The sequence below is a fragment of the Bartonella sp. TT67HLJMS genome, assembly GCF_042193375.1.
In the GTDB taxonomy this organism is placed as follows: Bacteria; Pseudomonadota; Alphaproteobacteria; order Rhizobiales; family Rhizobiaceae; genus Bartonella; species Bartonella grahamii.
Genome location: NZ_JBHILP010000004.1, coordinates 87,525 through 114,369 on the forward strand (window position 1 = coordinate 87,525; position 26,845 = coordinate 114,369).

The 26,845-nt window shown below is 37.4% G+C and carries 24 protein-coding genes and 1 other RNA gene; 13 read left to right on the plus strand and 12 right to left on the minus strand.

What is annotated here, in order from left to right; all coding sequences use genetic code 11:
- Window positions 1–142: 142 nt before the first annotated feature.
- The 11 genes from miaB to ACFIJQ_RS03565 all read right to left on the minus strand — a co-directional run bounded on the left by miaB (window position 143) and on the right by ACFIJQ_RS03565 (window position 11,635).
- Entirely contained in the window at window positions 143–1,519 is a 1,377-nt protein-coding gene (miaB, locus tag ACFIJQ_RS03515) for a tRNA (N6-isopentenyl adenosine(37)-C2)-methylthiotransferase MiaB (protein WP_375628548.1), read from the minus strand.
- Window positions 1,520–1,559: 40 nt separating this feature from the next.
- Window positions 1,560–2,042: a ribosomal protein S18-alanine N-acetyltransferase gene (rimI, locus tag ACFIJQ_RS03520; RefSeq protein WP_375628550.1), complete on the minus strand. Its 483-nt coding sequence runs from the start codon at window positions 2,040–2,042 to the stop codon at window positions 1,560–1,562.
- Window positions 2,042–2,728 carry a tRNA (adenosine(37)-N6)-threonylcarbamoyltransferase complex dimerization subunit type 1 TsaB gene (tsaB, locus tag ACFIJQ_RS03525; RefSeq protein WP_375628552.1) on the minus strand — a complete coding sequence of 229 codons (687 nt, stop codon included), beginning with the start codon at window positions 2,726–2,728 and terminating at the stop codon, window positions 2,042–2,044. The genes rimI and tsaB overlap by 1 nt, the downstream gene beginning before the upstream one ends.
- A gap of 690 nt (window positions 2,729–3,418) precedes the next feature.
- Window positions 3,419–4,447 (minus strand): YeiH family protein, encoded by a 1,029-nt coding sequence (locus ACFIJQ_RS03530; protein ID WP_375628554.1) that lies wholly within the window; start codon window positions 4,445–4,447, stop codon window positions 3,419–3,421.
- A 49-nt stretch (window positions 4,448–4,496) separates the two neighbouring features.
- The gene (gene recR, locus ACFIJQ_RS03535; protein WP_273787805.1) at window positions 4,497–5,102 is read right to left on the minus strand and encodes a recombination mediator RecR; all 606 of its coding nucleotides are present in this window, start codon (window positions 5,100–5,102) and stop codon (window positions 4,497–4,499) included.
- Window positions 5,103–5,132: 30 nt separating this feature from the next.
- A complete protein-coding gene (locus tag ACFIJQ_RS03540) occupies window positions 5,133–5,456 on the minus strand; it encodes a YbaB/EbfC family nucleoid-associated protein (RefSeq protein ID WP_012754643.1) in 324 nt (107 codons plus the stop codon).
- A gap of 14 nt (window positions 5,457–5,470) precedes the next feature.
- Window positions 5,471–7,411, minus strand: a complete 1,941-nt coding sequence (locus tag ACFIJQ_RS03545) for a DNA polymerase III subunit gamma/tau (protein ID WP_375628557.1) — start codon at window positions 7,409–7,411, stop codon at window positions 5,471–5,473.
- Between the two features lie 224 nt (window positions 7,412–7,635).
- Window positions 7,636–7,733: signal recognition particle sRNA small type (gene ffs / locus ACFIJQ_RS03550), an RNA gene on the minus strand.
- A 1,589-nt stretch (window positions 7,734–9,322) separates the two neighbouring features.
- Complete coding sequence (locus tag ACFIJQ_RS03555) at window positions 9,323–9,730, minus strand: hypothetical protein (RefSeq protein ID WP_273787807.1); 408 nt, start codon at window positions 9,728–9,730, stop codon at window positions 9,323–9,325.
- A gap of 313 nt (window positions 9,731–10,043) precedes the next feature.
- Window positions 10,044–10,907 (minus strand): prephenate dehydratase, encoded by an 864-nt coding sequence (locus ACFIJQ_RS03560; protein WP_273787808.1) that lies wholly within the window; start codon window positions 10,905–10,907, stop codon window positions 10,044–10,046.
- Entirely contained in the window at window positions 10,904–11,635 is a 732-nt protein-coding gene (locus tag ACFIJQ_RS03565; protein WP_375628558.1) for a 3-deoxy-manno-octulosonate cytidylyltransferase, read from the minus strand. The genes ACFIJQ_RS03560 and ACFIJQ_RS03565 overlap by 4 nt, the downstream gene beginning before the upstream one ends.
- A gap of 104 nt (window positions 11,636–11,739) precedes the next feature.
- Between ACFIJQ_RS03565 and ACFIJQ_RS03570 the strand changes: the two genes are divergently transcribed.
- Together ACFIJQ_RS03570 and ACFIJQ_RS03575 are read left to right on the plus strand one after the other, a co-directional pair.
- The gene (locus ACFIJQ_RS03570) at window positions 11,740–12,303 is read left to right on the plus strand and encodes a c-type cytochrome (RefSeq protein ID WP_375628560.1); all 564 of its coding nucleotides are present in this window, start codon (window positions 11,740–11,742) and stop codon (window positions 12,301–12,303) included.
- A 176-nt stretch (window positions 12,304–12,479) separates the two neighbouring features.
- Entirely contained in the window at window positions 12,480–12,764 is a 285-nt protein-coding gene (locus tag ACFIJQ_RS03575; RefSeq protein WP_375628562.1) for a hypothetical protein, read from the plus strand.
- A 431-nt stretch (window positions 12,765–13,195) separates the two neighbouring features.
- Here the strand turns inward: ACFIJQ_RS03575 and ACFIJQ_RS03580 are convergent, their stop codons facing one another.
- Window positions 13,196–13,990: a molybdopterin-synthase adenylyltransferase MoeB gene (locus ACFIJQ_RS03580; RefSeq protein ID WP_012754649.1), complete on the minus strand. Its 795-nt coding sequence runs from the start codon at window positions 13,988–13,990 to the stop codon at window positions 13,196–13,198.
- An 87-nt stretch (window positions 13,991–14,077) separates the two neighbouring features.
- On the opposite strand from ACFIJQ_RS03580, the gene gshB reads away from it, so the two are divergent.
- From gshB to ACFIJQ_RS03635, 11 genes are all read left to right on the plus strand, one after another.
- Window positions 14,078–15,016 (plus strand): glutathione synthase, encoded by a 939-nt coding sequence (gene gshB / locus ACFIJQ_RS03585; RefSeq protein WP_208438595.1) that lies wholly within the window; start codon window positions 14,078–14,080, stop codon window positions 15,014–15,016.
- 142 nt (window positions 15,017–15,158) lie between these two features.
- A complete protein-coding gene (locus ACFIJQ_RS03590; protein ID WP_375628564.1) occupies window positions 15,159–16,205 on the plus strand; it encodes a PstS family phosphate ABC transporter substrate-binding protein in 1,047 nt (348 codons plus the stop codon).
- A gap of 75 nt (window positions 16,206–16,280) precedes the next feature.
- A complete protein-coding gene (gene pstC / locus ACFIJQ_RS03595; protein ID WP_375628566.1) occupies window positions 16,281–17,741 on the plus strand; it encodes a phosphate ABC transporter permease subunit PstC in 1,461 nt (486 codons plus the stop codon).
- The gene (gene pstA / locus ACFIJQ_RS03600; protein WP_273787812.1) at window positions 17,738–19,027 is read left to right on the plus strand and encodes a phosphate ABC transporter permease PstA; all 1,290 of its coding nucleotides are present in this window, start codon (window positions 17,738–17,740) and stop codon (window positions 19,025–19,027) included. Before pstC ends, pstA begins: the two co-directional genes overlap by 4 nt.
- Window positions 19,028–19,078: 51 nt before the next feature.
- Complete coding sequence (gene pstB, locus ACFIJQ_RS03605) at window positions 19,079–19,837, plus strand: phosphate ABC transporter ATP-binding protein PstB (RefSeq protein WP_273787813.1); 759 nt, start codon at window positions 19,079–19,081, stop codon at window positions 19,835–19,837.
- Window positions 19,838–19,858: 21 nt separating this feature from the next.
- Window positions 19,859–20,581, plus strand: a complete 723-nt coding sequence (gene phoU, locus ACFIJQ_RS03610) for a phosphate signaling complex protein PhoU (protein ID WP_273787814.1) — start codon at window positions 19,859–19,861, stop codon at window positions 20,579–20,581.
- Between the two features lie 597 nt (window positions 20,582–21,178).
- Window positions 21,179–22,015 (plus strand): cell wall hydrolase, encoded by an 837-nt coding sequence (locus ACFIJQ_RS03615; protein ID WP_375628568.1) that lies wholly within the window; start codon window positions 21,179–21,181, stop codon window positions 22,013–22,015.
- A 174-nt stretch (window positions 22,016–22,189) separates the two neighbouring features.
- Window positions 22,190–23,437 carry an aminopeptidase gene (locus tag ACFIJQ_RS03620; protein ID WP_375628570.1) on the plus strand — a complete coding sequence of 416 codons (1,248 nt, stop codon included), beginning with the start codon at window positions 22,190–22,192 and terminating at the stop codon, window positions 23,435–23,437.
- A 272-nt stretch (window positions 23,438–23,709) separates the two neighbouring features.
- The gene (gene mutM / locus ACFIJQ_RS03625) at window positions 23,710–24,585 is read left to right on the plus strand and encodes a bifunctional DNA-formamidopyrimidine glycosylase/DNA-(apurinic or apyrimidinic site) lyase (protein WP_012754658.1); all 876 of its coding nucleotides are present in this window, start codon (window positions 23,710–23,712) and stop codon (window positions 24,583–24,585) included.
- 84 nt (window positions 24,586–24,669) lie between these two features.
- Window positions 24,670–26,064: a M20/M25/M40 family metallo-hydrolase gene (locus ACFIJQ_RS03630; protein ID WP_273787817.1), complete on the plus strand. Its 1,395-nt coding sequence runs from the start codon at window positions 24,670–24,672 to the stop codon at window positions 26,062–26,064.
- Window positions 26,057–26,677: a ribonuclease D gene (locus tag ACFIJQ_RS03635; RefSeq protein WP_273787818.1), complete on the plus strand. Its 621-nt coding sequence runs from the start codon at window positions 26,057–26,059 to the stop codon at window positions 26,675–26,677. Before ACFIJQ_RS03630 ends, ACFIJQ_RS03635 begins: the two co-directional genes overlap by 8 nt.
- The last annotated feature ends 168 nt before the right edge of the window (window positions 26,678–26,845 follow it).

The following is a 26,845-nucleotide window of genomic DNA, read 5'->3' on the forward strand; positions in this document are numbered from 1 at the left end:
ACATAAATATTGCACGTTTTGTTAAGTAAATTCTATAAAAGACATTTTTTAAAAAAAGTGCATGTTTCAGATGTAATCATTTTCTTTTAAAATAAAAGAGTTTTCCAAAATATTTATTGTGAACAAGGTGTTAGAAGTATGTTTATCTATTTGTCACTTCACCAACAAAACTGTTTGAGCTTGCATTTTTAATATGAATTTCTATTACGCTACCTGTAGAGGCTTCTGTATCTACGACAACAGGTAAAAGCCAAGGGGAACGTCCTACCATTTGCCCTGAGTGACGTCCAGGTTTTTCGATGAGAACGTTAGTTTTTTGACCAATTTTAGAACGCAAAAACGCATTTTGTTGCTCAAGGAGAAGGACTTGTAAATGTTGAAGGCGGGCATCTTTTACAGATTCATCAACATGATTTTTCATTGTGGCTCCCACTGTTCCAGGACGGGGGGAATATTTAAAAGAATAAGCTGAACTGTACTGTACTTGTTGAATAAGTTTAATGGTTTCTTCAAAGTCTTCATCTGTTTCTCCTGGAAACCCTACAATAAAATCGCCTGAAAAGGCAATATCTGGCCGTGCGGTCCGAATTTTTTCAATAAGATGAAGATAATGAGAGCTTTTGTGTTGGCGGTTCATAGCTTTTAAGATGCGATCTGAACCTGATTGAACAGGAAGATGGAGGTAAGGCATTAACATATCAAGATCTCGATGCGCGGCAATAAGGCTATCATCCATATCACGTGGGTGACTGGTTGTGTAACGCAAACGCTTTAAACCATCGAGTTTTGCAAGATGATAAAGAAGATCGCCAAGACGCCAAGTTTTGCCATCAGCACTTTGCCCATGCCAACCATTGACATTTTGTCCAAGCAGCGTAATTTCTTTGACACCCGCTTCGATGAGTTGAAGGGCTTCTTCAGTAATTTGCTCAACGGATCGTGATATTTCGGCACCGCGTGTATAGGGCACAACACAAAAAGTGCAAAATTTATCGCAACCTTCTTGTACTGTTAAAAATGCGCTAACACCTCGTTTTCTTACTGCATGTTTATTATGGGGCGGCAAATGAGCAAATTTATCTTCAACAGCATAGTCTGTTTCGATAATTTTTTTTCCTTGTTTGGCTTTTTCTAACAATTCTGGCAAGCGATGATACATTTGCGGACCAATAACAAGATCCACTGTTGGAGCACGGCGCAAGATTTCACTTCCCTCAGCTTGTGCAACACAACCCGTTACACCAACCATCAGGGGGTTATCAGGTGTGCGCTCTTGACGCATAACGCGCAAACGACCGAGATCAGAATAAAGTTTTTCTGCTGCTTTTTCACGAATATGACAGGTATTAACAAGAATAAGATCGGCATCATTGGGAATTTGTGTTGTCACATAGCCTTGCGAACTGAGACTATCAGTCATTCGTTGGCTATCATAAACATTCATTTGACATCCATAGGTTTTGATAAAAACCTTTTTCGGAGCAACAGGAGGCGTATTTTTAAGATTTACTTTATTCATGGTGCATGTGTAAATGTTTTTTACACAAATCTCAATCTATTTACTTAAAAGTTTTTTGCATGATAATTGCATCACCACGACCATTTTTTGACGGGTAGTAGGCAAGACGTTCAGAAATTTTTTGAAATTCAAAGCGTTGATAAAGGTTCAAAGCAGAAAGGTTTGTGGCTTCTACTTCCAAGAATAATTTTATAGCGCCTTTGTCGTGAAGATGGTGAACTGTGCTTTCGATAAGAAAGGTGCCAATTCCTTGTTGACGATAATGAGGGTGAACGGCAATTGTGATGATTTCTGCTTCATCAAGGATGAGGCGGCATAGGCAAAAGCCTAAAATTTGATCAGAGCGATCAATGAGAAAAACTTTGTATCCGAAGATAGAGTGATCTGTTAAGAAATTATCAAAAGCTTGTTTTCCCCAAGACGGAGTAAAACAATGTTGATGAATTTGATGAAGAGGAGCACTATCATTAACTTGTAGCGGAGCAATTCCAAAATTCTTTTTTGTCAATGAAAATTTGAGCATTATTTTTTTTGTGGTAAAGCAAAATTGGTTTGTTGTTTTGCATCAGCGCTGCGTAGATAGAGTGGGCGAGGCGAATTTTTTGATTGTTTGTTTGCGGCAAGATAAGCATAGTTTACAATATCAGCCGCTTCGCAGGGGATTTTTTCTAGGACAATTTTTTCGTTTATTTTATGGCTTTTAATATGCTCCACAACGACATCAGCCGCTGGGCCAGTCAGGCGGGTTTTTTTTGGCAAATCTTCGAGGATATTTTCAATTGTTTTTAATCCCGGCGCTCCCAAAGGCGTGAGATCATTATGAAAATTTTGATGGTAGAACATCTCTCTCCCTGCTTCAATGACAACAGTAATTGCTGATGCTGTACTTTTATTGTTTATTACTTGTGCTGCTAACGCTTCAAGAGCACTCACTCCAACAGCAGGTATTTCAAGTGCTAATGCTAAAGCGCGCGCTGTTGCAACACCGACACGTACACCAGTAAATGATCCAGGTCCAATATTGACAGCAATACGCTCAACTTGATCAAGCGTCATATTGGCTTGTGTCATTATTTGTGTAATCTGCCCAATAATTTTTTCAGCATGTCCTTTGTTCATGCGCTCATTGATACGCGCAATAACAGATTTATGACGAATGAGCGCAACAGCGCAATAAATTGAAGCAGTATCTATAGCAAGGATAAGCATAAAAATATTTTAGTTGAATAAAACGATAAACAAAAGTCCTGCTGTATTTTTAATCTTTTTATTATCGTATATTTCATTTGTAAGAAAGTTACTAGTGCCAATAAGCAACAATATCTTTTTATGGGAGAGAACGAGATGTTGATTTAATCCCTATTTGTTTTCACTTTTTGAATGAGTACCTTGAATATTGTAAGATTCTCTTATTTCAAATCTACTTATGGTGAGACAATTAAAGTTATTAGCCTGTATATTACAAGCCGAATTAGGGTGTGAATAAAAACTGTTGAAGAAAAAAATAAAAACGCCTTTTACGAATCGTTTAAATATAAGGATTGTCACAAACATTTTGAGCTATCAAATAGTATGATGATGCCATTTGTATTCCATAGTAAGTAAAAGTAATTTAAAAGGGGGAAAGCCATGACCCCACATTTTTCCAAATAAGAGCATATTCTATCAGTCTTTATATAAAAACTTCAGCGTAATGAGAGCAGATGAAAGAAATAGCATTGTTTTGCATGAGTTACGTATTTTGATACTACATCATTGCAAATCATTATAGACTGAAAAGCTAATTGAAAAAGCAAATTTGACAGTTTTTACTTAATACCAGCTCTTTCAATTTTTTGTATAGAATAATAAGTCTTTGGGTTGATTGCATACTACGTTGAAAAATAATAAATGCATATTTCAAAATGTTATATGATTCAAATCGTTCAATTGTATCATGATAAGGCTGCAAGCGCCAAGAAGGAGTATGGAGGAAGTTGAAGCTAAAATAACGCGCCATCCTGCTTTTTTTAATGAGCGAATATCAACACCTAATCCTAATGCTGTCATTGAAATAACGGTCAATAACTGAGCAATTAGTTTGATGGGATTAAGTGCTTTTTCAGGGATAAGACCACTTGAGCGAACAAGCATCATGATAATAAAACCGATGATAAACCATGGGACGAGAGTGTGTAGACGCAGGCGTGTTTGTGTTGATCGGCGATAGATGATGGATAAGATAAAAATAACAGGGCCTAACATGAGAACACGTACCAATTTAACAACAGTTGCAATTTGAACGCTCACGAAAGATATTGGTGCTGTTGCTGCTAAGACCTGTGGTACAGCATAAACTACCATGCCAGCAAGCACACCGTATTGGTTAAATGATAAATTCAAAAGTGGGTGTAAAAAAGGGAGAAGTAAAATAATAACAACTCCTAAAAGAGCAGTAAAAGCAATTGATGCAGCTACTTCTTCGTGTTTTGCTTTAATGACGGGTGCAACGGCAACAATGGCTGAGTTGCCACAAATAGCATTTCCGCAAGCAACGAGCATTGCTAAATGTTTAGAGAGCCCGCAAATTCGACCAATGGCAAAGCTAAGGATAATCGTTACGAATATAACGAATATGATGCTAGAAAGTAAATTCCAACCGGCTGAAAGCACTGCGTTAATGCTAATGCTTGCTCCTAGAAGTACGATAGCAATTTCAAGAAGTGTTTTGGCACAAAAAAATATACCTTTTTGAAGGTATGTTGGCAAAGTAAAACAACTACGGGTAACAGATCCTAAGAGAATTGCTAAAACAAGATTTTCAAGCCATGCTTGCCCAAAAAGCTGCTTTTCCAAGACTTCTAAACCATACGCTAAAGCTGATATGAATAAACATACTAAAATACCAGGACCAAGGTCGTTTAAAAATGAGAGGTTTTTCTTTAGCATTTGAATATTCCCCCGTCATTAAAGAGCTAAAGGTGAAGAGGAAAAAGTTTTAAAGATTGGTTCGTGCTTGTACAGCTGCTGCTAAAGTTCCATCATCAAGATAATCAAGCTCGCCTCCTACAGGAACACCATGAGCAAGTCGCGTAATTTTAACTGAAAAATTGGAAAGCTGATCGGTGATATAGTGAGCAGTTGTTTGACCTTCGACAGTCGCATTGACAGCAAGAATAATTTCCGTAATAGGATTTTGTACAACACGTTGTATTAAGGTGGCAATGTTGAGTTCGTCAGGACCTATTCCATCTAAGGGGGAGAGTCGTCCACCCAATACATGGTAACGGGCAGCTAAAGTTTTTGCGCGTTCAAGAGCCCACAGATCAGCGATATCCTCAACAACGATGATTGTTGTATCATCGCGGCGCATATCTGTACAAATTGAACAAGGATCAATGGTATCGACATTTCCACAAACAGAACAAATGCCGACTTTTTCTATAGCTGCTTGTATAGCTGCTCCTAAAGGCTCCAGCAATGTTTCCTTTTTTTTGATAAGATGAAGCGCAGCACGACGCGCTGAACGTGGACCAAGACCTGGTATACGTGATAAAATCTGAATGAGACGTTCAATCTCAGGTCCTGCAATGTATTTAGACATATTTTTGTCCCACGGAAAAAATCCGTTTCATTAAAATGGAAGCTTGAAACCTGAAGGGAGCGGTATCCCTGCCGTTATACTTTTGGTTTTTTCTTCTATTGCGATTTCGATTTTTGTTCTTGCTTCATTATAAGCTGCCATAATGAGATCTTCGAGAATTTCAGCTTCCTCAGGTTTGAGTAATGAAGGATCAATTTGAATTGCTGTTATAATATTTTTGCCATTTAAAGTGATATTGACGAGACCACCGCCTGCAGTGCCGGTAGCTTGCAGATTAGCTATTTCTTCCTGAATCTTCTGCATTTTTTCTTGCATTTCTTTGGCTTTTTTCATCATACTCATCATTTCACGCATAGGAATAGGTATCCTTATTCATCATTGATATCATTTTTATTTTTAAAAATATCAGCATTTTTAAAGGTATTGGGGAGTAAATCAAGATCATTTTCTTCTTTATTGAGTCGAATATCGACAATTTTTGCTTCTGGAAAATGGTTGAGGATTTTCGCGATATCAGGATCTGTTTCTGCATTGGAAAAAAGAGTCTTTTGAATCGCTATACTTTCCTCCTGTAAGGTTGGGCCACCTCCTTCATTAACAAAAGTTATTGTCCAGCGTTTTTCAGTCCATTGAGATATCTTTTTTTCTATATCATGAGCAAGAAATTGTGGGGTATTTTCAGAAAGTCTTAAGGTAATATGCCCAGCTTCAAAAGAAACAGGATGAACAAATTCTTTAATAAGGAGTTTGAAAGGAGCATCATTATGCTGTTCGGCTAATTGAACAATATCGTGCAAAGAATTAATTACTAGAGTTTTAGGTTGGGTAATCTGTTCTGTTGTTTGTGTGACAGAATGCGATAAATTTGCACTCTTTTCAGAAAGATCAATAGATTGAGAATTTTCAAGAGTTTCTGTTACTTCTTGGGCGTTGATTTTGTCAGGGTTTTGATTTTTAACTAAATTTTCCGGTTGTAAGGAATGATCTAATTGGTTTTTCAAGGATGTTTTTAAATCTGATTGATCTGGTAATGTATTTGAAACGCTCGAGGAAGCATGGGTTTCGACCATTGTTTCTTTTGTTATATTATTTGCATTTGTAGATTCTTGATGAGAAGAGTTTTTAACCAGTGTGAGAGGTGTTTTTTCTTGCGTAAGCTTTTTTAAAGCTTCATCAAGAGTTGGTAAGTCAGCCGTGTGAGCAAGACGAATTAAAAGCATTTCAGCGGCTTGAAGCGGACGTGCAGTTTGGTTAACTTCCTGTAAACCTTTGAGTAACATTTGCCAGTTTCGGGATAAAACAGGAACGGAAAGTTTTTTTGAAAAGTCTAAACTTCTTAAACGTTGTTCTTCAGTCAGTGAGAAATCTTCCACTATTTCTGGTGTAAAACGTAAACGTGTGACCAAATGATTAAAGTCGGCTAGTTCTGTCAATATAGTAAGAGGATCAGCACCTGCCTCATATTGACTGCGTAATTCATGTAATGCATTAACAACATCGCCCTTCATGATAAATTCAAAAAGATCAATAATACGTGCTTGATCCGCTAATCCTAACATTGTACGCACCGCAATGGCATTAACATTGCCATTGCTATGGGCAATCGCTTGATCAAAAATGGATAATGCATCACGTGCAGATCCTTCTGCAGCACGGGCAATCATAGAGAGTGCTTGATCTTCTACTTCTACCTTTTCATATTTCGCAATTTGGCGCAAATGTGCACTCAAAGCTTTTGATTCAATACGCCGCAAATCAAAACGTTGGCAACGCGAAAGGATTGTAATAGGAACTTTGCGAATTTCTGTTGTGGCAAAAATAAATTTCACATGGGACGGTGGTTCTTCAAGAGTTTTCAATAAACCATTAAAGGCTTGTGTTGAGAGCATATGTACTTCATCGATAATATAAACCTTATAACGTGCAGAAACAGGACGATAGCGTATTTGTTCAATAATTTCACGAATATCATCAATGCCCGTATGAGAAGCGGCATCCATTTCTATAACATCAATATGGCGTCCTTCGATAATTTGTGTGCAATGTTCACCAAGAGAGTCTAATACGGTTGTCGGTTGGTCAATATCTTTTGTTTTATAATTAAGCGCACGTGCCAAAATACGTGCTGTTGTGGTTTTACCTACGCCACGAATCCCTGTTAACATCCACGCTTGTGCAATACGACCTTTTTCAAAGGCGTTGGTGAGAGTACGCACCATAGCTTCCTGACCAATAAGGTCAGAGAAGTTTTGGGGTCGATATTTACGAGCAAGAACACGATAGGCTGTTTCTACCGGTACATTTTCCATGAATATTTCCAACTTCGAAGTTCTTTATGCGTACATTTTGATAATACAAAAGCATAAATCAATACTGTAGTCTCATATAAAAGGATTTTTTCTTAATCAAACTATTTATGGGATAATTTGTTAAAAAATAACCAAACCCCTTTATTTGCTGCATACAAATGCCGCTCTGAAGATTAAAAGTACCTCGCTAAAAGACAGCATAAAAAAATAATTTCTTCAGCAAAATAGGAGGTTGGCACGATGACCCGTACCAAAACTCGTTGGGGCTGCTTCTTTCCAGACCTGACCCAGTTGGCGAGCAGTTCGTCCACCACCAACCTCCCAAGTTCATATTGTCGATTTGGAATGAAAAATCAAGCTCAGAAACGAAAAATATCCTAAGAACGACGAAGAATTTTCCTTTGCGTTTAATTTATTGACATATAAACAACAAAGAGATTATGGATTTATCAGTTTTCATAGCAGTAGCTCTTCATCTTTATTTGGTATGAAAATATTTTTTCGCTTAGGATAATTTGAATGTATAATTATTCTCATTCGCTGAAATATGTAAGAGTTTTAGGATAGATATATCTGTTCTAAAACTACGAAATTGAATCATCAAAAATTTACAACAGTTAAAGCAGCAAATAAAGTAGATAGATCATGTAATTGGCTAACATTCGAAAGTTAGGGGGAAGAGTGCTATTTAAATAATTAGCAAATATTGCTTTAATGGTGTTGCTCCTCTCACACAAAACAGAACATCCCAAACAGAATAACTTAATGTTGTTCATTTACATGCTTTTTAAAGAGCTATTTCTCAGTACTCTTAACTATATTTCAACCCCCGCTCGTAAATAGTATACATACTTCCCTTGAGGTATAAATCCATTGTGCACTACCCTCTTTATGCTTAATAAAAGTATAAATTTGAGCCCTCATACTATTAACAATTCTAAATGTTGCGATCCCTTGCACTTGAGAGGCTTTATAAGAAGCATTTTTATTCCTTTTTTAATCGTTTTTACTCACACACCACTCCCATTTGTAACTTTCAAGGAAACGATTTTAATTGATTCAATATGAAGATTTAAGATGGGAGGATCTTACTTTATTTGTGATTGTAATTCAGTATAAAAAATCAAAGTCTTATAATGATAAGTCAATATCTTAAATATCTTATAAGACCACCACCTGATTTCTATAGTGAATGAGAATATCAAATACGTAATATTTTTTCTTTTAACATATACGAATATAAATACTGAGTAGATGTTATTGCTCTTTGCGTGCTTGTTCTTTTAATTAAAAAACATCGATGTTTATCACAAGATGGATCAACATATGAATTTTCATCATTTGAGAAAAGGTTTCATATATTTTTTAAGTGACTGTGCTCATACAAGAGAAGATGCAACATTCAGCGCTATAGAAATAAGGGGGGTACTGGTTTTATAAGCGTAAAAATGGTTCTTATTCGATATAAGCGACATTTTATAGTTTCAAATAATTATATTCTTTAACAAGGAGGGAAAAGAGAGATGAATTTTTACAAAAAGCTGAATGAGTATGATTTAAAATGCAGCGAGGAATACATCTATAGAGCAAGTTTCGCTTTTCTGTTTATCTAAGTGATTTGGGTAAGATGTGCTTCATAGCACTTAAAATGAAGCAGCTACGAAGATAGAAGTCATATTCTTATTAAAAAATAGCTCTGATAGTAGGAAATCCAGAACAATTTAAGTTTAGTCTTTTAGTTTTTGCAAAAGTCCTTCAATATCTAATGTTCTGAGCAGCTTAAGGTTTTTCCATATTAGTATAAAAATACCCCTTCAGCGATTAGTTTTAACAGCTTATCATGTCGTATTTTGAAAAAAATACCTGAAAAAAGAATAACTCTACTCAAATTTAGATGTTATAGAAATATTATTAATCATAATCTCCTGTGTCACAATTTGTTCCAACAACTTTTTTCTTCGTAATATTTTTAAAAATATAATGTCCTGACGAAGGAAAACTTATATGAAGAGATTTTATATTTTTTAGTGTAAAGACCTTCTTTTCTTTATCATGGGTTATTTTCTTTTCATCATCAACAACAATTCTCAATTTGTTTAGATCAGAAGGGGTAGAGTACGATAAAGTGAAGGATACTTTATTCGGTTTAAAGATACTACAAGAGTATTCAACTCCTTGATGGACAACATCGGATGGGGTGATCACAACACTTTCATCCAGCGAAAAATTCCATTTTCTCTCACCAAAGCCAGCAAATGCAACACTAGAGCAGGCGAGAATATTTGCGGCTAATAATCCTTGCGCGAAGATTTTTTTCATTATCCTTTCCTTTTTTCTAAAGTGAGATGAATCATAAATCAGTTTTTATAAAAATGAAAGTTCAAACTTAATGCGAAAAGCAGGGCTAAGGTGCATTTTCTAGCTTTAAACCATGTTCAGAATGATATCAGTCTAAGAGATTTGAATGCTCTATTATGTATAATAATTTGAATTGTTTTGAGAGCTAATTTTTCTTCTTCAGTGTTTATGAAGGGTGTTGAGTAAAAAACAAGCTCTTCCGAGATGCGTTGCATCATGAAATTTTTACGATGCTCTTTGATATCAGCAAAAAATGATGGCAGCTTAATTGCTTTTATATATACGATGTTCGATCGTTTTGTGCGGGATAAGTACCTATAATACGCAGTTCTGCAGAAAAGAAAGATAATTCTTCTAAGGCAAGTTTCATCATCGGATCTTCAGGATGTCCTTCAATATCAACAAAGAATTGTGTTGCATTGAAATTTCCACCAATTTGATAGCTTTCTAATTTTGTCATATTGATACCATTCGTTGCAAATCCTCCCATAGCTTTATAGAGAGCGGCGGGGACATTGCGCACTCGAAAAAGAAGACTGGTGATGATTTTTTCGCCATTTTTAGGCTTGGGGACATGTCGTTTGGAGCGTGAAAGGATGACAAAACGGGTAATATTATGAGGGTTATCTTCAACATCCCTTTCAAGAATATCAAGTCCATAGAGTTCTGCTGCGATCAGAGGAGCTAAGGCAGCCTGTGAACGTTTAGCATTTTTTTTAATAAACTTTGCAGCTCCAGCAGTGTCTGTAGAAACAACAGGTTTCCAACCGTTGTTTCGTATGATTTTTCGGCATTGTGCAAGGGCATGCGTATGGCTGTGGACGGTTTTAATTTCGTCATATGTAACGCCGGGCAAAACCATTAATTGAAAATGGATAGGTAAAAAATATTCATCAATAATATAAAGAGATGATTGCGGTAAAAGATGATGGATGTCTGCAACGCGTCCCGCAAGAGTATTTTCAATAGGGATCATAGCAAGATCAGCTTTCCCACTTTCCACTAAATTAAGGGCGTCTTCAAAAGTAGCAGAGGGAACAGCATCCATATTGGGGAACATATTGGAGCAAGCAATATGGGAATTAGCGCCGTATTCTCCTTGGAAAGAAATTTTATTGGTTTTTTTAAGTATTTTCATGCTAAAATCTTACGTACTCTATCGAGATCACGTTGTGTGTCTACGCCTAAGGGAATTGTATCAACTATCTCCACATCGATGCGCATATTATGTTCTAATGCACGTAATTGTTCAAGTTTTTCGCGTTGCTCGAGTGTAGAGGGTTTGAATGATATAAATTTCTCAAGTGCTTCGCGCCGATAAGCGTATATTCCAATATGATGATAAAGAGGACCATCTCCATAAGGTGCTGTGGTGCGCGTAAAATAAAGAGCACGAAGGCGATTTTGAGAAAGAGGTGTACCAATGATTTTGACCACATTGGGATCTCTTTTTTCATTTTCTTCAATGATTAGAGCACCCAAGGTTGCAATGTCAGTAAAGCTATTTTCTAAAGGGCGTAGCGCATGAATGATTTCACGAGGCATTATTGTTGGTAAGTCACCTTGTATATTTAAAATGGTATTGTAACGTTGTTCAGGATCAATACGCATTAAAGCTTCATAAATACGATCAGATCCAGACTTATGATCACCTTGTGTTATGATACATTCATGCCCATAATCTGCAACAGCTTTAGCAATATCATTATGATCTGTTGCAACGATCGTACGCCCTATTGCAGCTTTTTTGGCTTGTTCTGCGACATGTACAATCATCGGCTTTCCGCCAATTTCAGCGAGAGCTTTTTGAGGAAGACGGGTTGAGCCTATACGAGCAGGAATAAGAATAATTGGTTCAAGAGCCATTGTAAGATTCCAAATGTCATCTGTGATGCATTTATGATGTTGTGTGTTATAAAGAAAAAGCTTAAACTAAAAATGGTAATGAAACCGTGAACATTTGAGTTTTTATGAATCGCCCGAGATTTATTTATTTTATTTGTGCTTGTTTATGTGTGCTGGTCATTATTGTGGGGATTTCTACACTCAGCAATATAGTTTACGATCATCCTACATCAGTCCAATATTATCATACAGTTGCCAAGAATGATACATTTCAAGAAAAACAAAAAGCACCTGATGTTTCTCTATCACTAAATAGCCGTCTTCAACAAGGCAATTTTGAAAATGGCCGTAAACTTTTTCGCCAATGTGCCATATGCCATACTTCTGGACGCAATGAAGCAGGGCGTGTTGGCCCAGTTCTCTGGGAGATTGTTAATCGCCCTTTGGCATCAGCAGCAGGTTTTGCTTATTCACGGGCATTGCGTTCTCATTCTGATCAAAAATGGGATTTTATCACTTTGGATCGTTATTTACATTCTCCACGTGAAGCTTTTCCTGGGACTATTATGTCTTTTCGTGGAATTAAAAATGATCAAGATCGTGCCGATCTTTTGCTTTATTTACGCAGTTTATCCGATCATCCTGTTCCTTTACCAATGGATAATAATAAAGCGAACGAGCCAAATTAACTTATACCATAGATGTTAATTTTAGAAAGAAGTCTGATTTTTTGTAATTTTAGTTTCACGGTTTTATCAAAAGAGCTCTTATCAATGTTTTGTTAGGGGGGAACGTCCCTCATTCAAAACAGAACACATTAATGTTACATATTTACTCGCTTGTTTTAAAGAGATCTTTTATAAAAATGCACTCGTTACGTTGTCATCTGCAGATTGATTTTCAAAATTGGTTTGCTTCACTTTTTCTACATAAGCTTGTCTGTGAAATTATCGCTGAAGGATTATCAATTCATGAGCGGCAGCTTTCTGCTTCTGAATGCAATAATTATGTAATTAGAGCTCTCCATGAGGTTTATCTTAATCTTTCTGTACACATCAATACCCATGTATTTTTCTTGCGAACAGAGACAATTGATTATTCTTATACGTGCAATAATCCTAAGCTGCGTTTTATGATGCTTGATGAATAGACGTTTTCTCTTGAGGTTAGAGGTGTAGGGACAGATCATTGATCTCTTATAGTATCGATAACTAAACTATGATTTAAATTATTTATTTATAAGTTATGGTTTGAAGTAAGCACTTTCATGTGAAGCAATTTTTATGTGTAAATAGTAAAATAGAATTCTGCTGATTATATTTTTATCTACTTCGAAAATTTTTTACACAAGAATACTGATGGCAGCTAAGTTTGCACGAGTCTTTGTTCATTTATAGATGATGACATGAAATTATGCTGATAAGCTATTATAGAGAATTATTTTTTCACAAAAGGTCTTCCATATTTGTGATAAATTTAATAGTTTCCATTGGTTACAGTGTTTCGATGACTTACGATAAAACATCAGTATTTCAATACATATTGCGAGAGTGCTAAAAATTAATGCGGGAGGAGACATAATCATGATTCTCCAAGCTTCTTAATAACTATGGCATTTTCCTTATAATTTGAGCGTTTATAAGTAATAATATTAAATTGCGCTAATAATCCATTGTAGAGAAGAATTTTTCCCACTAAGGGTTCACCAATATTTGTGATCATTTTAATAACTTCCATTGCTTGTAGGGTCCCAATAACGCCAGGTAAAACACCGATGATTCCAGTTTCAGCGCATGTTGGGATAGTCCCGTGAGCCGGAGGCGTGGGAAATAAATCGCGATAGTGAGGATTATTGTCTTTATACGGCATAAGGACGGTTAATGAGCCATTAAAACGTTCTACAGCACCACTTATTAAAGGTTTTTTGCATTGGGCAGCGTGATCAGCAAGAAGATAGCGTGTCGTAAAATTATCACTTCCATCGACAATGATGTGGTAAGCATTGAGCAGTTTATCCACATTACTTTTATCTAAGCGTAGGGTGTGTTTTTCAACTACAACATGGGGATTTATTGCTTTTATAGTGGTTTCAGCACTGTCTGTTTTTCTTTTGTTTATTGCATTTGTTTTATGAATAACTTGGCGTTGTAAATTGGAAAGTGAAACGATGTCGTTATCGACAATTCCAAGGGTTCCAACACCTGCGGCAGCCAAATAGGTTAAGACAGGAGCACCAAGACCACCAGCGCCCACAACAAGAACACGTGCTTTTTTTAGCTTTTGTTGCCCTGCACCACCAATCTCAGGCAAAATGATGTGGCGTGCATAGCGTTCGATTTCTTTGTTGTTTAATTTTGTATCTGTTTCTTGTGTCATAAATTTTCTCTTGTCATAGTTCTTTTATTGTTTACTAAGTTTATGGTGCATAGACCAGTCTGCTTTTAGGATAGGGAGGATTTATTTATGAAAATTGCCATTCAGATGGATCATATTTCAACAGTTCGGATTCAAGGAGATACGACATTTGCACTCGCTTTAGCAGCACAAGAACGTGGACATTCTCTCTTCCATTATACACCAGATCGTTTATCTCTGTGTGATGGTTGTGTGATTGCACGACTAGAGCCATTGATTGTGCATGATAAAGAGGGAAGCCACTATCAATTAGAAAAGCCTGTTCGCACGGAATTAACAGATATGGATGTGGTTCTTTTACGCCAAGATCCACCTTTTGATCTCAATTATATCACAACGACTCATTTGTTAGAACGTATTCATCCTAAAACACTCGTTGTGAATGATCCAGCATGGGTACGCAACAGCCCAGAAAAAATTTTTGTTACTGAATTTTCTGATCTGATGCCAGAAACATTAATTACCAAAGATATTGAAGAAATAACAGCTTTTAGAGAGACATTTGGCGATATTATTGTTAAACCACTTTATGGAAATGGGGGCGCTGGTGTTTTTTATTTAAAACAAGATGATCGCAATTTAGCATCATTGTTGGAAATGTTTGCAGAAATTTATCATGAACCTTTTATTGTTCAGCGCTATTTAGAGGCAGTACGAAAAGGAGATAAAAGGATTATTTTGCTTGATGGTACACCCGTTGGAGCTATTAATCGAATTCCGACAAAAACAGATGTGCGCTCTAATATGCATGTTGGAGGTCGCGCGGAAAATGTTGAGTTAACAAAACGTGATTATGAGATTTGTGAACGCATTGCTCCAGCCTTAAAGGAACGTGGTCTTCTTTTTGTGGGGATTGATGTGATCGGAGATTATATAACAGAAATTAATGTGACGTCTCCTACAGGAATTCGTGAAATTAAACGCTTCTGCGGTACAGATGTTGCTCATTTGTTTTGGGATGTTATTGAGTTCAAGCGTTCAAATTAATTTATTTGACAGAGGACAAAAACATGGTTTTAAAAAAATGATCCATGTTGTTTTTTATATTTGTTATGTTGCAAATGTGAACTAGAATGACCGTATGATATAAATTAAGAGGCTTTGTCCTCAATTTTTAGGGAGTTTATAGATGAGCAGAGTATTATCAATTGGAGTGGGATTGATTTTTGCGCTACTGCTGTCAGCAAATGGAGGCAATGCGCGCGATCAAATACAGATTACTGGTTCATCTACAGTTTTACCTTATCAAAAGATTGTTGCTGAGACATTTGGAGAAATTTATCCCCATTTTAAGGTTCCTGTTATCGAATCGGGTGGAACAGGAGCTGGTATTAAGGAATTCTGCCGTGGTATTGGGGAGAACACCGTTGATATTGTCAATGCTTCGCGAGCAATGAAACCGAGTGAATTACAGTCTTGTTTTGATGCTGGTGTAAAAGATGTTGAGGAAATACGTATTGGGTATGATGGTATTGTTTTTGCAACAGATATTAAGGGTCCTGATTGGAAATTAAAGCCAGTAGATGTTTATAAAGCTCTTGCTGCTCGAATTATTATAGACGGAAAGTTGCAACCGAATAATGTTTTGAAATGGAGTGCAGTTAATAGTGCTCTTCCTGATTGGACGATAGCAGCGTATATTCCTGGAGAGAAGCATGGGACGCGTGAAGTTTTTGAGGAAAAATTACTTACTGAGGGGTGTAAAGAGAGTGGGGCAGTTGAGGTGATGAAGTCTTTAGGAATGGGTGATAAGGAGATACACACTGCTTGTATTGCAGTACGTAAGGATGGAAAAGCGGTTGATATTGATGGTGATTATTCTGAAACATTTGCGCGTCTAACTTCTAATAAAACAGGGGTTGGTATTTTTGGTTTGTCTTTTTATCAAAATAATGCTGATAGGCTGAAGGTTGCCGATATTAACGGTTTTGCGCCAACAGTTGAGACGATTTCTAGTGGACAATATCCAGTTTCTCGACCACTTTTTTTCTATATTAAGAAAGCACATTTAGATATTGTTTCAGGTTTGCGAGAGTATGTTGACTTTTTTCTTTCTGATCAAATGATAGGTCCAGATGGTCCTTTGGCTGAATATGGTTTGATTGTTTCTCCTGAAAAGGAGCGTCAAGCACAGCGTTCTGATTTTTCTACTGGTCGAGTAATGACATTGAAATAATTTGCAGGGAATAATTGGTTGGATTTCTGGGATAGGAAATTTAGGTGCTATTTTTTATAAAAACTGAAAGATAAAATGCGCATTTCCTTCATTATTTTGTTATTATTGATTTTTGGATTTTGTGGCTTTTGTATTTCTTATATGCGAGCACGCATTCTTGAATACAAACAGCATAAGATGCATTCTCGTGCGTATTATTATGGCTGGTGGACATTTTTGATTACTGTTATTCCAGCTTTTATTTTTTTAATTGTTTGGGATGTTGGGAGTACAATTTATTTAGAATATAATGCCTCTCGAGAGCTTGGGGCGTATAGTGCGCATGTAACAGATTCTGTAAATCATGATCTACTTTGGGAGACACTTCGAAGTCTCGTCAAAATGATTCATCGCTTTGAGGGGAATCTTTCTACCGCTTCCTATAAGGAAGTGCAGGCACAGTTATTCGCGAAGGGATTGATTTTACCTAGTGAAGCATCGGATGATGTGTTCAAAATAGCACAGTCGTGGGTATTCTCTTCTGAAAAGCTTAAGTTTATAGGTTATGGTTTCCTTTTTGTTATTGCGTCTTTTGGTTTTATCTGTGGAATGGTGCAAATTGCGCCTCATCAGCGTGCGCGCAATAAGGTTGAATCTTTTATTATTATTGGATTAATTTGTGCATCTATTGTTGCAGTCTTGACAACAATAGCCATTGCGCTTTCTATGCTTTTTCAGACAGTAAGCTTTTTTCAGTCTGTATCCTTTTCAAATTTCTTTTTAGGAACAGTTTGGGATCCGCGTTTTTCCGCGAGCGGCTCAAGCGATGAAGTAGGACAATTTGGTTTAATACCGCTTCTTGCGGGTACGCTTTATATTGCATTTGTCGCCATGCTTTTTGCTGTACCTATAGGGCTATTTTCAGCTCTTTATATGGCTGAGTATGCTTCTGCGCGATTGCGAGCAATTGTAAAACCATTGTTGGAAGTTCTTGCTGGCATTCCAACCATTGTTTATGGTTTTTTTGCTTTGAAGGTTGTAGGACCATTTTTACGTGATCTCTCTGTTTCTCTCTCAGATGGGGGTGGGTTTATTATGGCACAAAGTGTTTTGACCGCTGGAGTTGTGATGGGAATTATGTTGATACCTTTTGTTTCCTCTTTATCGGATGATGTTATTACGGCTGTTCCACGCATTTTACGTGAAGGTTCTTATGGTTTAGGCGCAACGCAATCTGAAACAATTAAAAAAGTTGTTATACCAGCAGCGCTTCCAGGGATTATGGGGGCCATTTTGTTAACGGCATCGCGTGCAATTGGAGAAACAATGATTGTAGTTTTGGCGGCAGGTGTTGCAGCAAACTTAACACTCAATCCTTTCGAAGCAATGACTACGATGACTGTTAAGATTGTTAATCAATTGACTGGTGATTTTGAGTTTAATTCTCCACAAACTCTGGTGGCTTTTGCCTTAGGGATGACGCTCTTTGTTATGACACTTTTGATGAATATTCTGGCTCTTTATATTGTGCGTAAATATCGGGAACAATATGAATGAATGAAGATTTTTTCCCTCGTCGCAATATTAGCCTCAAGCGTCGGTATTGGGCTGAACGTCGTTTTCGTGCCTATGGTTTGATTGCCATTTTTATTGGTTTGTTTTTTTTATTTACGCTTTTATGGTCTATCATTAGTCAGGGTTATACAGCTTTTTTTCAAAGTGAAATGACATTATCGATTTATTTGGATGAAAAGATCATTGATCCAAGTGGTCAACATAAAACAAAACCGCGAGTGCTCATGACGGCGAATTATCCGCTTCTTGTACGCAATGCTTTAGCAAAGAAACTTAATATAGATCAAAATGACCGCGTCTCTCTTCGAGAAGTTAACCGTATGTTTTCAAATGGTGTCCGTGTTCAGCTGCGTGAAATGGTAACAAAGAATCCAAAACTGATTGGCACAATGCAAAAAGTTAAGGTTTTGGCATCTGCGGATATTGATTCTGCTTATAAGGGACAGATTGATCTGCGTGTAGCAGAAAAAAACCGTAAAGTTTCTAATCGACAAGTAGAATGGATAAAGCGTTTAGCGCATGATGGTACGCTTTATAAAACATTTAATATTGGTTTTTTTACATTTGGCGCTTCAAGTCGTCCTGAGACTGCGGGATTAGGTGTTGCGATTATTGGTTCTCTTTATATGATAGGCATCGTTTTATTAGTTTCACTTCCGATAGGCATAGCAACGGCTCTTTATTTGGAAGAATATGCACGCAAAAATAAATTTACAGATTTTATAGAGGTTAATATCAATAATCTTGCAGCTGTTCCTTCAATTGTGTTTGGTCTTTTAGGACTCTCGTTTTTTGTTAATTTTTTAGGATTACCACGTTCAGCCTCTTTTGTTGGTGGTCTTGTTTTAGCGCTCATGACTCTTCCCACGATTATTATTGCAACACGCTCTGCTCTGCGTGCTGTTCCTCTTTCTATTCGTGCAGCAGCTTTAGGACTGGGAGCATCAAAAACACAAATGATTTTTCATCATGTTGTTCCTTTAGCTGCGCCTGGTATTTTGACAGGCACAATTATTGGAGTCGCACAGGCTTTGGGTGAAACAGCGCCTTTGCTTTTGATTGGAATGGTTGCTTTTGTTGTTAATATTCCTACAACCCCCATGGATCCAGCAACGGCTTTGCCTGTTCAAATTTTTATGTGGGCGGGTGAAGCAGAGCGCGCTTTTGTTGAAAAGACGTCAGGTGCTATTATTGTGTTAATGATTTTTCTTGCAATCATGAATATTTCTGCGGTTTTTTTACGTCGACGATTTGAACGCCGCCAGTAATTTTAATAAAATAACAGTTTTGATAAGATTTTTGTAAGGTGAATTTTTGTAATGAAGATTAAAATGCGAGGTCAGGATGTGAAGGTTTCTTATGGAGACAAAGAAGCACTCCACGGTATTACACTTGATATTCCTGAACATCAAGTAACAGCTTTGATTGGTCCATCAGGATGCGGAAAGTCGACTTTTTTGCGTTGTTTTAACCGTATGAATGATACGATTGAAGGCGCTAAAACAACCGGTCTTATTACCTTAGATGGGGAGAATATTTATGACCAGAGGATTGATGTTGTAGAATTGCGCGCCCGTGTTGGAATGGTTTTTCAAAAGCCTAGTCCTTTTCCAAAATCTATATTTGAAAATGTTGCGTATGGTCCACGCATTCATGGTTTAGTTAAAACGCGCTCTGAATTGCATGATATAGTTGAAAAGAGTTTGAGGCAGGCAGGTTTATTTGAAGAAGTAAAAGACCGTCTTCATGATCTTGGAACAAGTTTATCAGGGGGACAACAACAGCGTTTGTGTATTGCACGTGCTATTGCGGTTAGTCCTGAAGTTATTTTGATGGATGAGCCCTGTTCAGCTCTTGATCCCATTGCGACGGCACGGATTGAAGAGCTTATCGATGCATTACGGCAAAATTATACAATTGTTATCGTAACGCATTCCATGCAACAGGCCGCACGTGTTTCTCAATATACGGCTATGTTTCATTTAGGGCATTTGGTAGAAGTTGGTGCGACTGAAATGATCTTTACCTCACCAAAAGAGCAACGGACGCAAGATTATATTACGGGGCGTTTTGGATAGGTGAATTGAGGAGTGTAAGATATGTCTATGAACCATACTGTCCGTTCTTATGATGCAGAACTAAAATATTTAAAAGCAAGGATTACAGAAATGGGGAGCCATGCAGAAAGGATGATTGAACGTTCTGTCGCATCGGTTGTGTGTAGTGATCTTCAACTTGCAACGACAGTGATTGCCGATGATGTATTTTTAGATGAAGCAGAACGTGACATTGATGAAAAAGCGGTTGCTATTATTTGCAAACGCCAACCGATGGCTGTTGATTTGCGTGAAATTATTGGAGCTATTCGTATTTCTTCTGATCTTGAGCGGATTGGGGATATGGCTAAAAACATTGCTAAAAGGACTGTTGCACTTTCAGAAATACGTCAATCTGCTTCTGTTTATCATGGGCTTGAAACAATTACAGCTTTAGCACTCAATCAATTAAAAGAAGTCTTAAATGCTTATACGAGTCGCCTATTAGAGCGTGTTGACGCTGTGCGTGAGCGTGATGAGAAGATTGATGCTTTGTATACTTCTCTTTTTCGTGAACTTTTGACATATATGATGGAAGATATGCGCAATATTACGGTTTGTACGCACTTGCTGTTTTGTTTAAAGAATATTGAACGAATTGGTGATCATGTTACGAATATTGCTGAAATGCTGCATTATATCATAACGGGTTACCATATGTCTTCTGATCGTCCTCGCGATGACCTTACTTATAAAGTTGGGATAGGTGAGAAGAAAATAGATTAAAATTTTTCTTATATATATAAAATAAGTTTGTAGATACTATGAGTATTTTCTTACAGTGCAGCTATAGAAAGAATAAGATAGCTATATTATGGAAAAGCACAAAGAAGAAACAAAGAGTTTTTTCAGAGAAGCATGGCAGATTTCTAACTCTTGGTTTGACATATTTGTATATTGGATGATATCATCACTCGTGTTGTGGCCGGAGGGGAGTTTTCTAGGGAAATTTCCTTTCAGATCGTTTTATTAAAGTTTTATGTTTTTATATTAAAGGGGATATCTGTATTATTTTTTTCAATATCGATGCAAAGAGTTTTGCTATCCAAATTTTTTCGGATGTAGAAGAAGTGGATAGTGTTGCTTTATTGTAATTGAAACGTGTGGGTTATTATGGCCTATATTGGACCATGAAGAATAACAATATTGATCTGTAAATTAAGAGTTTTTTATTTTTTATTTTGCATAGATACTTTTTTATTACCTCTTGTATTAAAATTTTACTGAGTGGTAACAATTAGCTATGTACTTTATTGAGAGATACATTTAAAGCTCATTTCAAAATTTGAATAGCTCAGAGATTATAGGAATGTGTTGCATAAGATGAAAAAAAGTCGTTGGAATGTTTTTGTTACCTGTTGTGTAGCGCCGTTAGTTGTTGTGGGGTGTGCTTCAAATCGTTTAGATACTGGAAAAGTAAATAACAATAAGACAAAAACAGTTACGTATCCATTGACAGAGCGTCAATGTCTTATGCGAGCGATGTATTTTGAATCAAATCGCACAAGCCGTGAAGGAATGATTGCCGTTGGGACGGTTGTTATGAATCGTGTTAATTCAACCGCCTATCCTAAGACGATTTGTGGTGTTGTTGGTCAATATAAGCAGTTTGCTCCTGGTGTTTTAACGCGTCCTATGACGGAGAAAGCATCTGTTGCTCGTGTAAGAGAGGCGGCTGATGCTGTTTTACGGGGTGAACGAGATAAGAAAGTTAAACACGCTAAGTTTTTTCATACCGCTGGTTTGTCTTTTCCGTATAAAAACATGCATTATGTTCAGGTTGCAGGGGGAAATGCTTTTTATGAAAAACGATCACGTAATGGGGAACTTCAAGTTCCTACAAATAATCGCCCTTATGATGTTGCTTATGCTTTTGCTCAAGAACGTTCTGGTCATGCGCCAAGCTTTATAGATGAAGGTACAGAAAGTAGGGGAGTAAAGGTAGAGAAAAGTGCATCTCCTTCGATAGAGGTAGCACAGTCCAAAACGGCACATCCTGCGCATTTTGCTATGGTACAGCTTGATAAAGTTCCTATTCCTGCCTATGCACCTCAACATCTAGCTAGGAAAGAGGAAAATAAAACGATTATGACTTTGCCTTCATCAGATCAGTTAAATGCAATTGTTGCAATGTTAGAAAAACGACACAGAAACTGGTAAGTTTTCACGACAAAAGAAGGGTTATACCCCCATTGCGGTTTATGAATTAAGTGATCCTTTAGCGATAATAACACGCATCAATATACGTAGAGAAAGTAAACTCAAAGGATCTAAAAAACAATTTATAATATGACGACGTAAAGAACGCATTTTATTTAAAGAAGGGTATTGGTAATGTACTTTGATATTCATGAGACAATTTCGCCTGAAATGCTTAATCGTCTTGCAGAAATTACAGTAAAAGTGGGGTTGAATTTACAAGAGGGGCAGGATCTTGTTTTGACTGCTCCAGTTTCAGCATTACCTTTTGTTCGGCGTATTGCATATCATGCTTATAAGGTTGGTGCTGGTGTCATTACACCAATTTTTAGTGATGATATGTTATCGCTTACACGTTTTGAAAATGCCCATACAGCTAGTTTTGATTGTGCCCCTTCTTGGCTTTATGAGGGAATGGCGAAGGCTTTTGAAAATGGGGCAGCGCGTTTAGCAATTGTTGGTGATAATCCTTTGCTCCTTTCCAATCAAGATTTTGATAAGGTTGCGCGTTTGAATAAGGCGACTTCGCTAGCTTACCAGCCTGCTCTCAAAAAAATATCGAATTTTTCTATAAATTGGTCAATTGTTGCTTATCCAACAGCAGGATGGGCTGAGGCAATGTTTCCTTCTTTACCACTGAATGAGGCGATTAAAAAATTAGCCGATGCAATTTTTTCTGCTTCACGTGTTACAGAAGAAGATCCGGTACATGCGTGGGTTGTCCATAACGAGAATTTAAAGAAACGATCATCTTGGCTTAATGCGCAGCGTTTTGCTGCCTTACACTTTACAGGGCCAGGGACTGATTTAACTGTTGGTTTGGCAGATGATCATGAATGGCATGGTGGTGCATCCGTTGCTCAAAATGGTGTTATTTGCAATCCGAATATTCCGACAGAGGAAGTTTTCACGACTCCTCATGCTCATAAGGTTGAAGGTTTTGTTCGTTCGACGAAACCACTTTCCTATCAAGGAACACTGGTTGATAATATTGAAGTACGTTTTGAAGCAGGGCGTATTGTTGAGTCTCGTGCATCAACGGGTCAGGAAGTTTTGCAACAGGTTTTGCAAAGTGATGAGGGTGCAAGCCGATTGGGCGAAGTTGCTCTTGTGCCCCATTCTTCACCAATTTCTAAGAGTGACCTCCTTTTTTATAATACCTTATTTGATGAAAATGCTGCATGTCATATTGCTTTAGGGCAATGTTATTCCAAATGCTTTTTAGATGGGGCATCTTTGACGTCAGAAGAGATTGCAGCACGTGGTGGTAATAAAAGTGTCATTCATATTGACTGGATGATTGGTTCTGGCGAAATTGATATAGATGGCATTACCCAAGATGGTGTAAGAGTTCCTGTGTTTCGTAAGGGTGAATGGGCTTAATCCTGTTATGCCGCATTCGATGTGGAGTGGGATGTAAGCCTCATTGATACGTTAAGTATTTTAGAGTGTCTGGTGAATATTCAAGGCAGGGCTTGGCTATAAAGCCTTTAGTTAAGTGACTCATATGAGTAGGACGCCAAGAGAAATCCACTCATCAAAAATTTGTTTCTTATAGAGCAGATGTAGAGGAAACCTTCGTTCTTTGAGGGGGGAAAAGAAATCAATTTATTGGTGATACAATTGGAACGTGTATAATTATTTAAAGAAGAGAGATGCCTGAACTTCCTGAAGTAGAGACAGTTCGTCGTGGACTTGAGCCTGTTGTAACTGATGCAAAGATAGTATCTGTCAGACTTAATCGTAGAGATTTGCGCTTTCCTTTTCCTGAGGCTTTTTCTGAGCGCCTTATTGGCAGAACAATTATAGAACTTGGTCGGCGTGCGAAATATTTATTATTTCATCTTTCTCAGGATGAAACGATTTTAAGCCATTTAGGAATGTCTGGTTCATGGCGTATAGAGAATGATCTTTTAAGAACAGTTTTTTCAACGACAAGTAAATTGATTAAGCATGATCATTTTGTCATGGATATTCAAACAAGGGATGGTGAAGTTTATCATCTTATTTATAATGATGTGCGTCGCTTTGGATTTATGCTTTTAGTCAATACGGACAAGCTTTATGAACATCCACTTTTAAATAAGCTAGGGCTTGAACCTATGAGTAATTCGTTTTCTGGTCGTTATTTACAAAAGGCTTTTGTTAATAAAAAAATGTCTCTCAAGAGCGTTTTACTTGATCAGTCTATTGTTGCAGGTCTTGGGAATATTTATGTTTGTGAAGCACTTTGGCGGAGTCGTTTGTCTCCACAACGTGGTGCATTTACATTGGCATCAAAAACGGCACGTGCATGTGAATTTGCAGATTCTTTAGCACAAAATATACGCAATGTGATTTCTGAAGCCATTTTGTCTGGTGGCTCTTCTTTACGTGATTATATGCATATAGATGGTTCACTTGGTTATTTTCAACATGCTTTTTCAGTTTATGGACGAGAAGGCAAGCAATGTTTGGAATGTGGAACGCCTATTGTGCGTATTTTACAGGCTGGACGTTCAAGTTTTTACTGCTCACAATGCCAAAAATGAATAAGGTGTCTTGCAAAATCTTACAAGAGGCTTAAAGTCGTCGTATCTATAATATAATTACACAAGGCTTGAGAGGTTTTTTTTATGCTGAATAAAGTACTAACACATCTTGATGGAAATATAGAAAAGAGCCTTGAACGCCTTTTTTCTCTTTTACGTTTTCAATCGATTTCTACAGACTCGGCTTACAAGGATGCATGTCGTAAAGCAGCTGACTGGTTAGTAGAGGATTTAAAAAGCATCGGTTTTGAGGCTTCACGCCGTGATACACCGGGTCATCCAATGGTTGTTGGGCATCATCCAGGACCTTCGGATGATTGTTTGCATGTGTTGTTTTACGGACATTATGATGTTCAACCTGTTGATCCTTTGAGTTTATGGGAGGATGATCCATTTACACCTTCTTTAAAAGAGAGAGATGGAGAGAAAGTTATTTGTGCTCGTGGAGCTTCAGATGACAAAGGTCAGTTGATGACTTTTATTGAAGCATGTCGTGCATTTAAGAAAGAAACAGGGCATCTTCCTGTTAAAGTTACTATTTTATGTGAAGGTGAGGAAGAATGTGCTTCTCCTTCCCTTATTCCTTTTTTAAAAGAAAATAAAGATGAACTTAAGGCAGATTATGCATTGGTTTGTGACACGTCAATGTGGGATGCGGATACACCATCTATTGCTCTTTCTCTTCGGGGAATTATGGCAGAAGAGATGATTATTACAGCAGCGAATCGTGATTTGCATTCTGGTTATTTTGGAGGAGTAGCAGCTAATCCCATTCGTATTCTAACGAAAATCTTAGCAGGACTTCACGATGAAAATAATAGGGTAACACTTCCTGGTTTTTATGATGGCGTAGAAGAAACACCTCCACAGATTTTGCAGTTATGGAATGAACTTAATTGTACTGCTGAAAATTTTCTTGGTCCTATAGGGCTTTCTATTCCTGCTGGTGAAAAAGGGCGGAGCATTTTAGAGCTTGTATGGGCACGTCCTACCATGGAAATTAATGGTATTAGTGGCGGCTATGAAGGGGAAGGGATGAAAACAGTTATTGCTTCTCAAGCGAGTGCAAAAGTATCTTGTCGTTTGGTGCATAAGCAAGATCCAGAGAAAATACGCCAAGCGTTGCGTGATTATGTACGTAGCTCAATTCCGGCTGATTGTAAGGTTGAATTTAAGAATCACGGTTCTTCTCCTGCACTTCAGATTTCTGATGATTCATCTTTTATCAAGGAGGCGAAGGATGCCTTATCACAAGAGTGGGAAGTGCCTGCTGTCTTGACAGCCATGGGGGGCTCGATCCCAATTGTAGCAGATTTTCGGTCAATTCTTGGTATGGAAACTCTTTTGGTTGGTTTTGGACTGGCTGATGACCGTATTCATTCGCCTAATGAAAAGTATAATTTAAAATCATTTCATAAAGGGCAGCGGTCTTGGGCGCGTATTCTTGCTGCTTTCGCAAATAGGAGGGTAAATGGCTGAGATTCGCGTTCATCAAGGTGATTTACCAAACTTAGACAATTATAAAACTGACGCCATTGCGATTGATACTGAAACTTTAGGGTTACAACCCCATCGTGATCGTTTATGTGTTGTTCAGCTTTCTTCTGGAGATGGTACTGCCGATATTATACAAATTGCTAAAGGACAAAAGAGTGCACCTAATTTGGTCAAGCTTCTTGGAGATAATGCAGTCATCAAAATATTCCATTTTGGGCGTTTTGATCTTGCGATTTTAGCGCATACATTTGGTGTTATGCCAGAGGCTATTTTTTGTACAAAGATTGCTTCGAAACTCACGCGTACTTATACGGATCGTCATGGCTTGAAAGAAATTTGTAATGAATTGCTGAATGTGAATATTTCTAAACAGCAACAATCTTCGGATTGGGCAGCAGAAACGTTATCACAGGCACAAATTGAATATGCTGCGTCGGATGTGTTATATTTGCATCGTTTAAAGGTTATATTTGAAGAACGTTTAAGACGTGAAGAGCGAGAAAATGTTGCCAAGGCATGCTTTCAATTTTTGCCTATGAGAGCTAGGCTTGATCTTTTAGGATGGGCGGAAGTTGATATTTTTGCGCATAGCTAACTTTAAAATTGGCTTTTAATGGAGTTAATTATTGATGTGAGAGGATGAAATGCTTGTATATTATGGGCATTTTATCCTCTCATCTTTTCTGATAAGAGTTATAATAAATTCTTAAGTGCTATTTCATTTGAAGTTTAGGTAATCAAAGTACTTTTGCGAATTCATATT

Bases quoted from the DNA above. Each gene is read 5' to 3' on its own strand.
- pstC (WP_375628566.1), top strand. From the start codon at position 16,281: ATGCGCATTTCCTTCATTATTTTGTTATTATTGATTTTTGGATTTTGT.
- ACFIJQ_RS03590 (WP_375628564.1), top strand. From the start codon at position 15,159: ATGAGCAGAGTATTATCAATTGGAGTGGGATTGATTTTTGCGCTACTG.
- phoU (WP_273787814.1), top strand. From the start codon at position 19,859: ATGTCTATGAACCATACTGTCCGTTCTTATGATGCAGAACTAAAATAT.
- ACFIJQ_RS03580 (WP_012754649.1), bottom strand. From the start codon at position 13,990: ATGACACAAGAAACAGATACAAAATTAAACAACAAAGAAATCGAACGC.
- miaB (WP_375628548.1), bottom strand. From the start codon at position 1,519: ATGAATAAAGTAAATCTTAAAAATACGCCTCCTGTTGCTCCGAAAAAG.
- pstB (WP_273787813.1), top strand. From the start codon at position 19,079: ATGAAGATTAAAATGCGAGGTCAGGATGTGAAGGTTTCTTATGGAGAC.
- ACFIJQ_RS03565 (WP_375628558.1), bottom strand. From the start codon at position 11,635: ATGGCTCTTGAACCAATTATTCTTATTCCTGCTCGTATAGGCTCAACC.
- ACFIJQ_RS03540 (WP_012754643.1), bottom strand. From the start codon at position 5,456: ATGCGTGAAATGATGAGTATGATGAAAAAAGCCAAAGAAATGCAAGAA.
- ACFIJQ_RS03530 (WP_375628554.1), bottom strand. From the start codon at position 4,447: ATGCTAAAGAAAAACCTCTCATTTTTAAACGACCTTGGTCCTGGTATT.
- ACFIJQ_RS03630 (WP_273787817.1), top strand. From the start codon at position 24,670: ATGCTGAATAAAGTACTAACACATCTTGATGGAAATATAGAAAAGAGC.
- ACFIJQ_RS03545 (WP_375628557.1), bottom strand. From the start codon at position 7,411: ATGGAAAATGTACCGGTAGAAACAGCCTATCGTGTTCTTGCTCGTAAA.
- mutM (WP_012754658.1), top strand. From the start codon at position 23,710: ATGCCTGAACTTCCTGAAGTAGAGACAGTTCGTCGTGGACTTGAGCCT.
- gshB (WP_208438595.1), top strand. From the start codon at position 14,078: ATGAAAATTGCCATTCAGATGGATCATATTTCAACAGTTCGGATTCAA.
- tsaB (WP_375628552.1), bottom strand. From the start codon at position 2,728: ATGCTTATCCTTGCTATAGATACTGCTTCAATTTATTGCGCTGTTGCG.
- pstA (WP_273787812.1), top strand. From the start codon at position 17,738: ATGAATGAAGATTTTTTCCCTCGTCGCAATATTAGCCTCAAGCGTCGG.
- recR (WP_273787805.1), bottom strand. From the start codon at position 5,102: ATGTCTAAATACATTGCAGGACCTGAGATTGAACGTCTCATTCAGATT.
- ACFIJQ_RS03615 (WP_375628568.1), top strand. From the start codon at position 21,179: ATGAAAAAAAGTCGTTGGAATGTTTTTGTTACCTGTTGTGTAGCGCCG.
- ACFIJQ_RS03570 (WP_375628560.1), top strand. From the start codon at position 11,740: ATGAATCGCCCGAGATTTATTTATTTTATTTGTGCTTGTTTATGTGTG.
- ACFIJQ_RS03620 (WP_375628570.1), top strand. From the start codon at position 22,190: ATGTACTTTGATATTCATGAGACAATTTCGCCTGAAATGCTTAATCGT.
- ACFIJQ_RS03560 (WP_273787808.1), bottom strand. From the start codon at position 10,907: ATGAAAATACTTAAAAAAACCAATAAAATTTCTTTCCAAGGAGAATAC.
- ACFIJQ_RS03575 (WP_375628562.1), top strand. From the start codon at position 12,480: ATGCACTCGTTACGTTGTCATCTGCAGATTGATTTTCAAAATTGGTTT.
- rimI (WP_375628550.1), bottom strand. From the start codon at position 2,042: ATGCTCAAATTTTCATTGACAAAAAAGAATTTTGGAATTGCTCCGCTA.
- ACFIJQ_RS03635 (WP_273787818.1), top strand. From the start codon at position 26,057: ATGGCTGAGATTCGCGTTCATCAAGGTGATTTACCAAACTTAGACAAT.
- ACFIJQ_RS03555 (WP_273787807.1), bottom strand. From the start codon at position 9,730: ATGAAAAAAATCTTCGCGCAAGGATTATTAGCCGCAAATATTCTCGCC.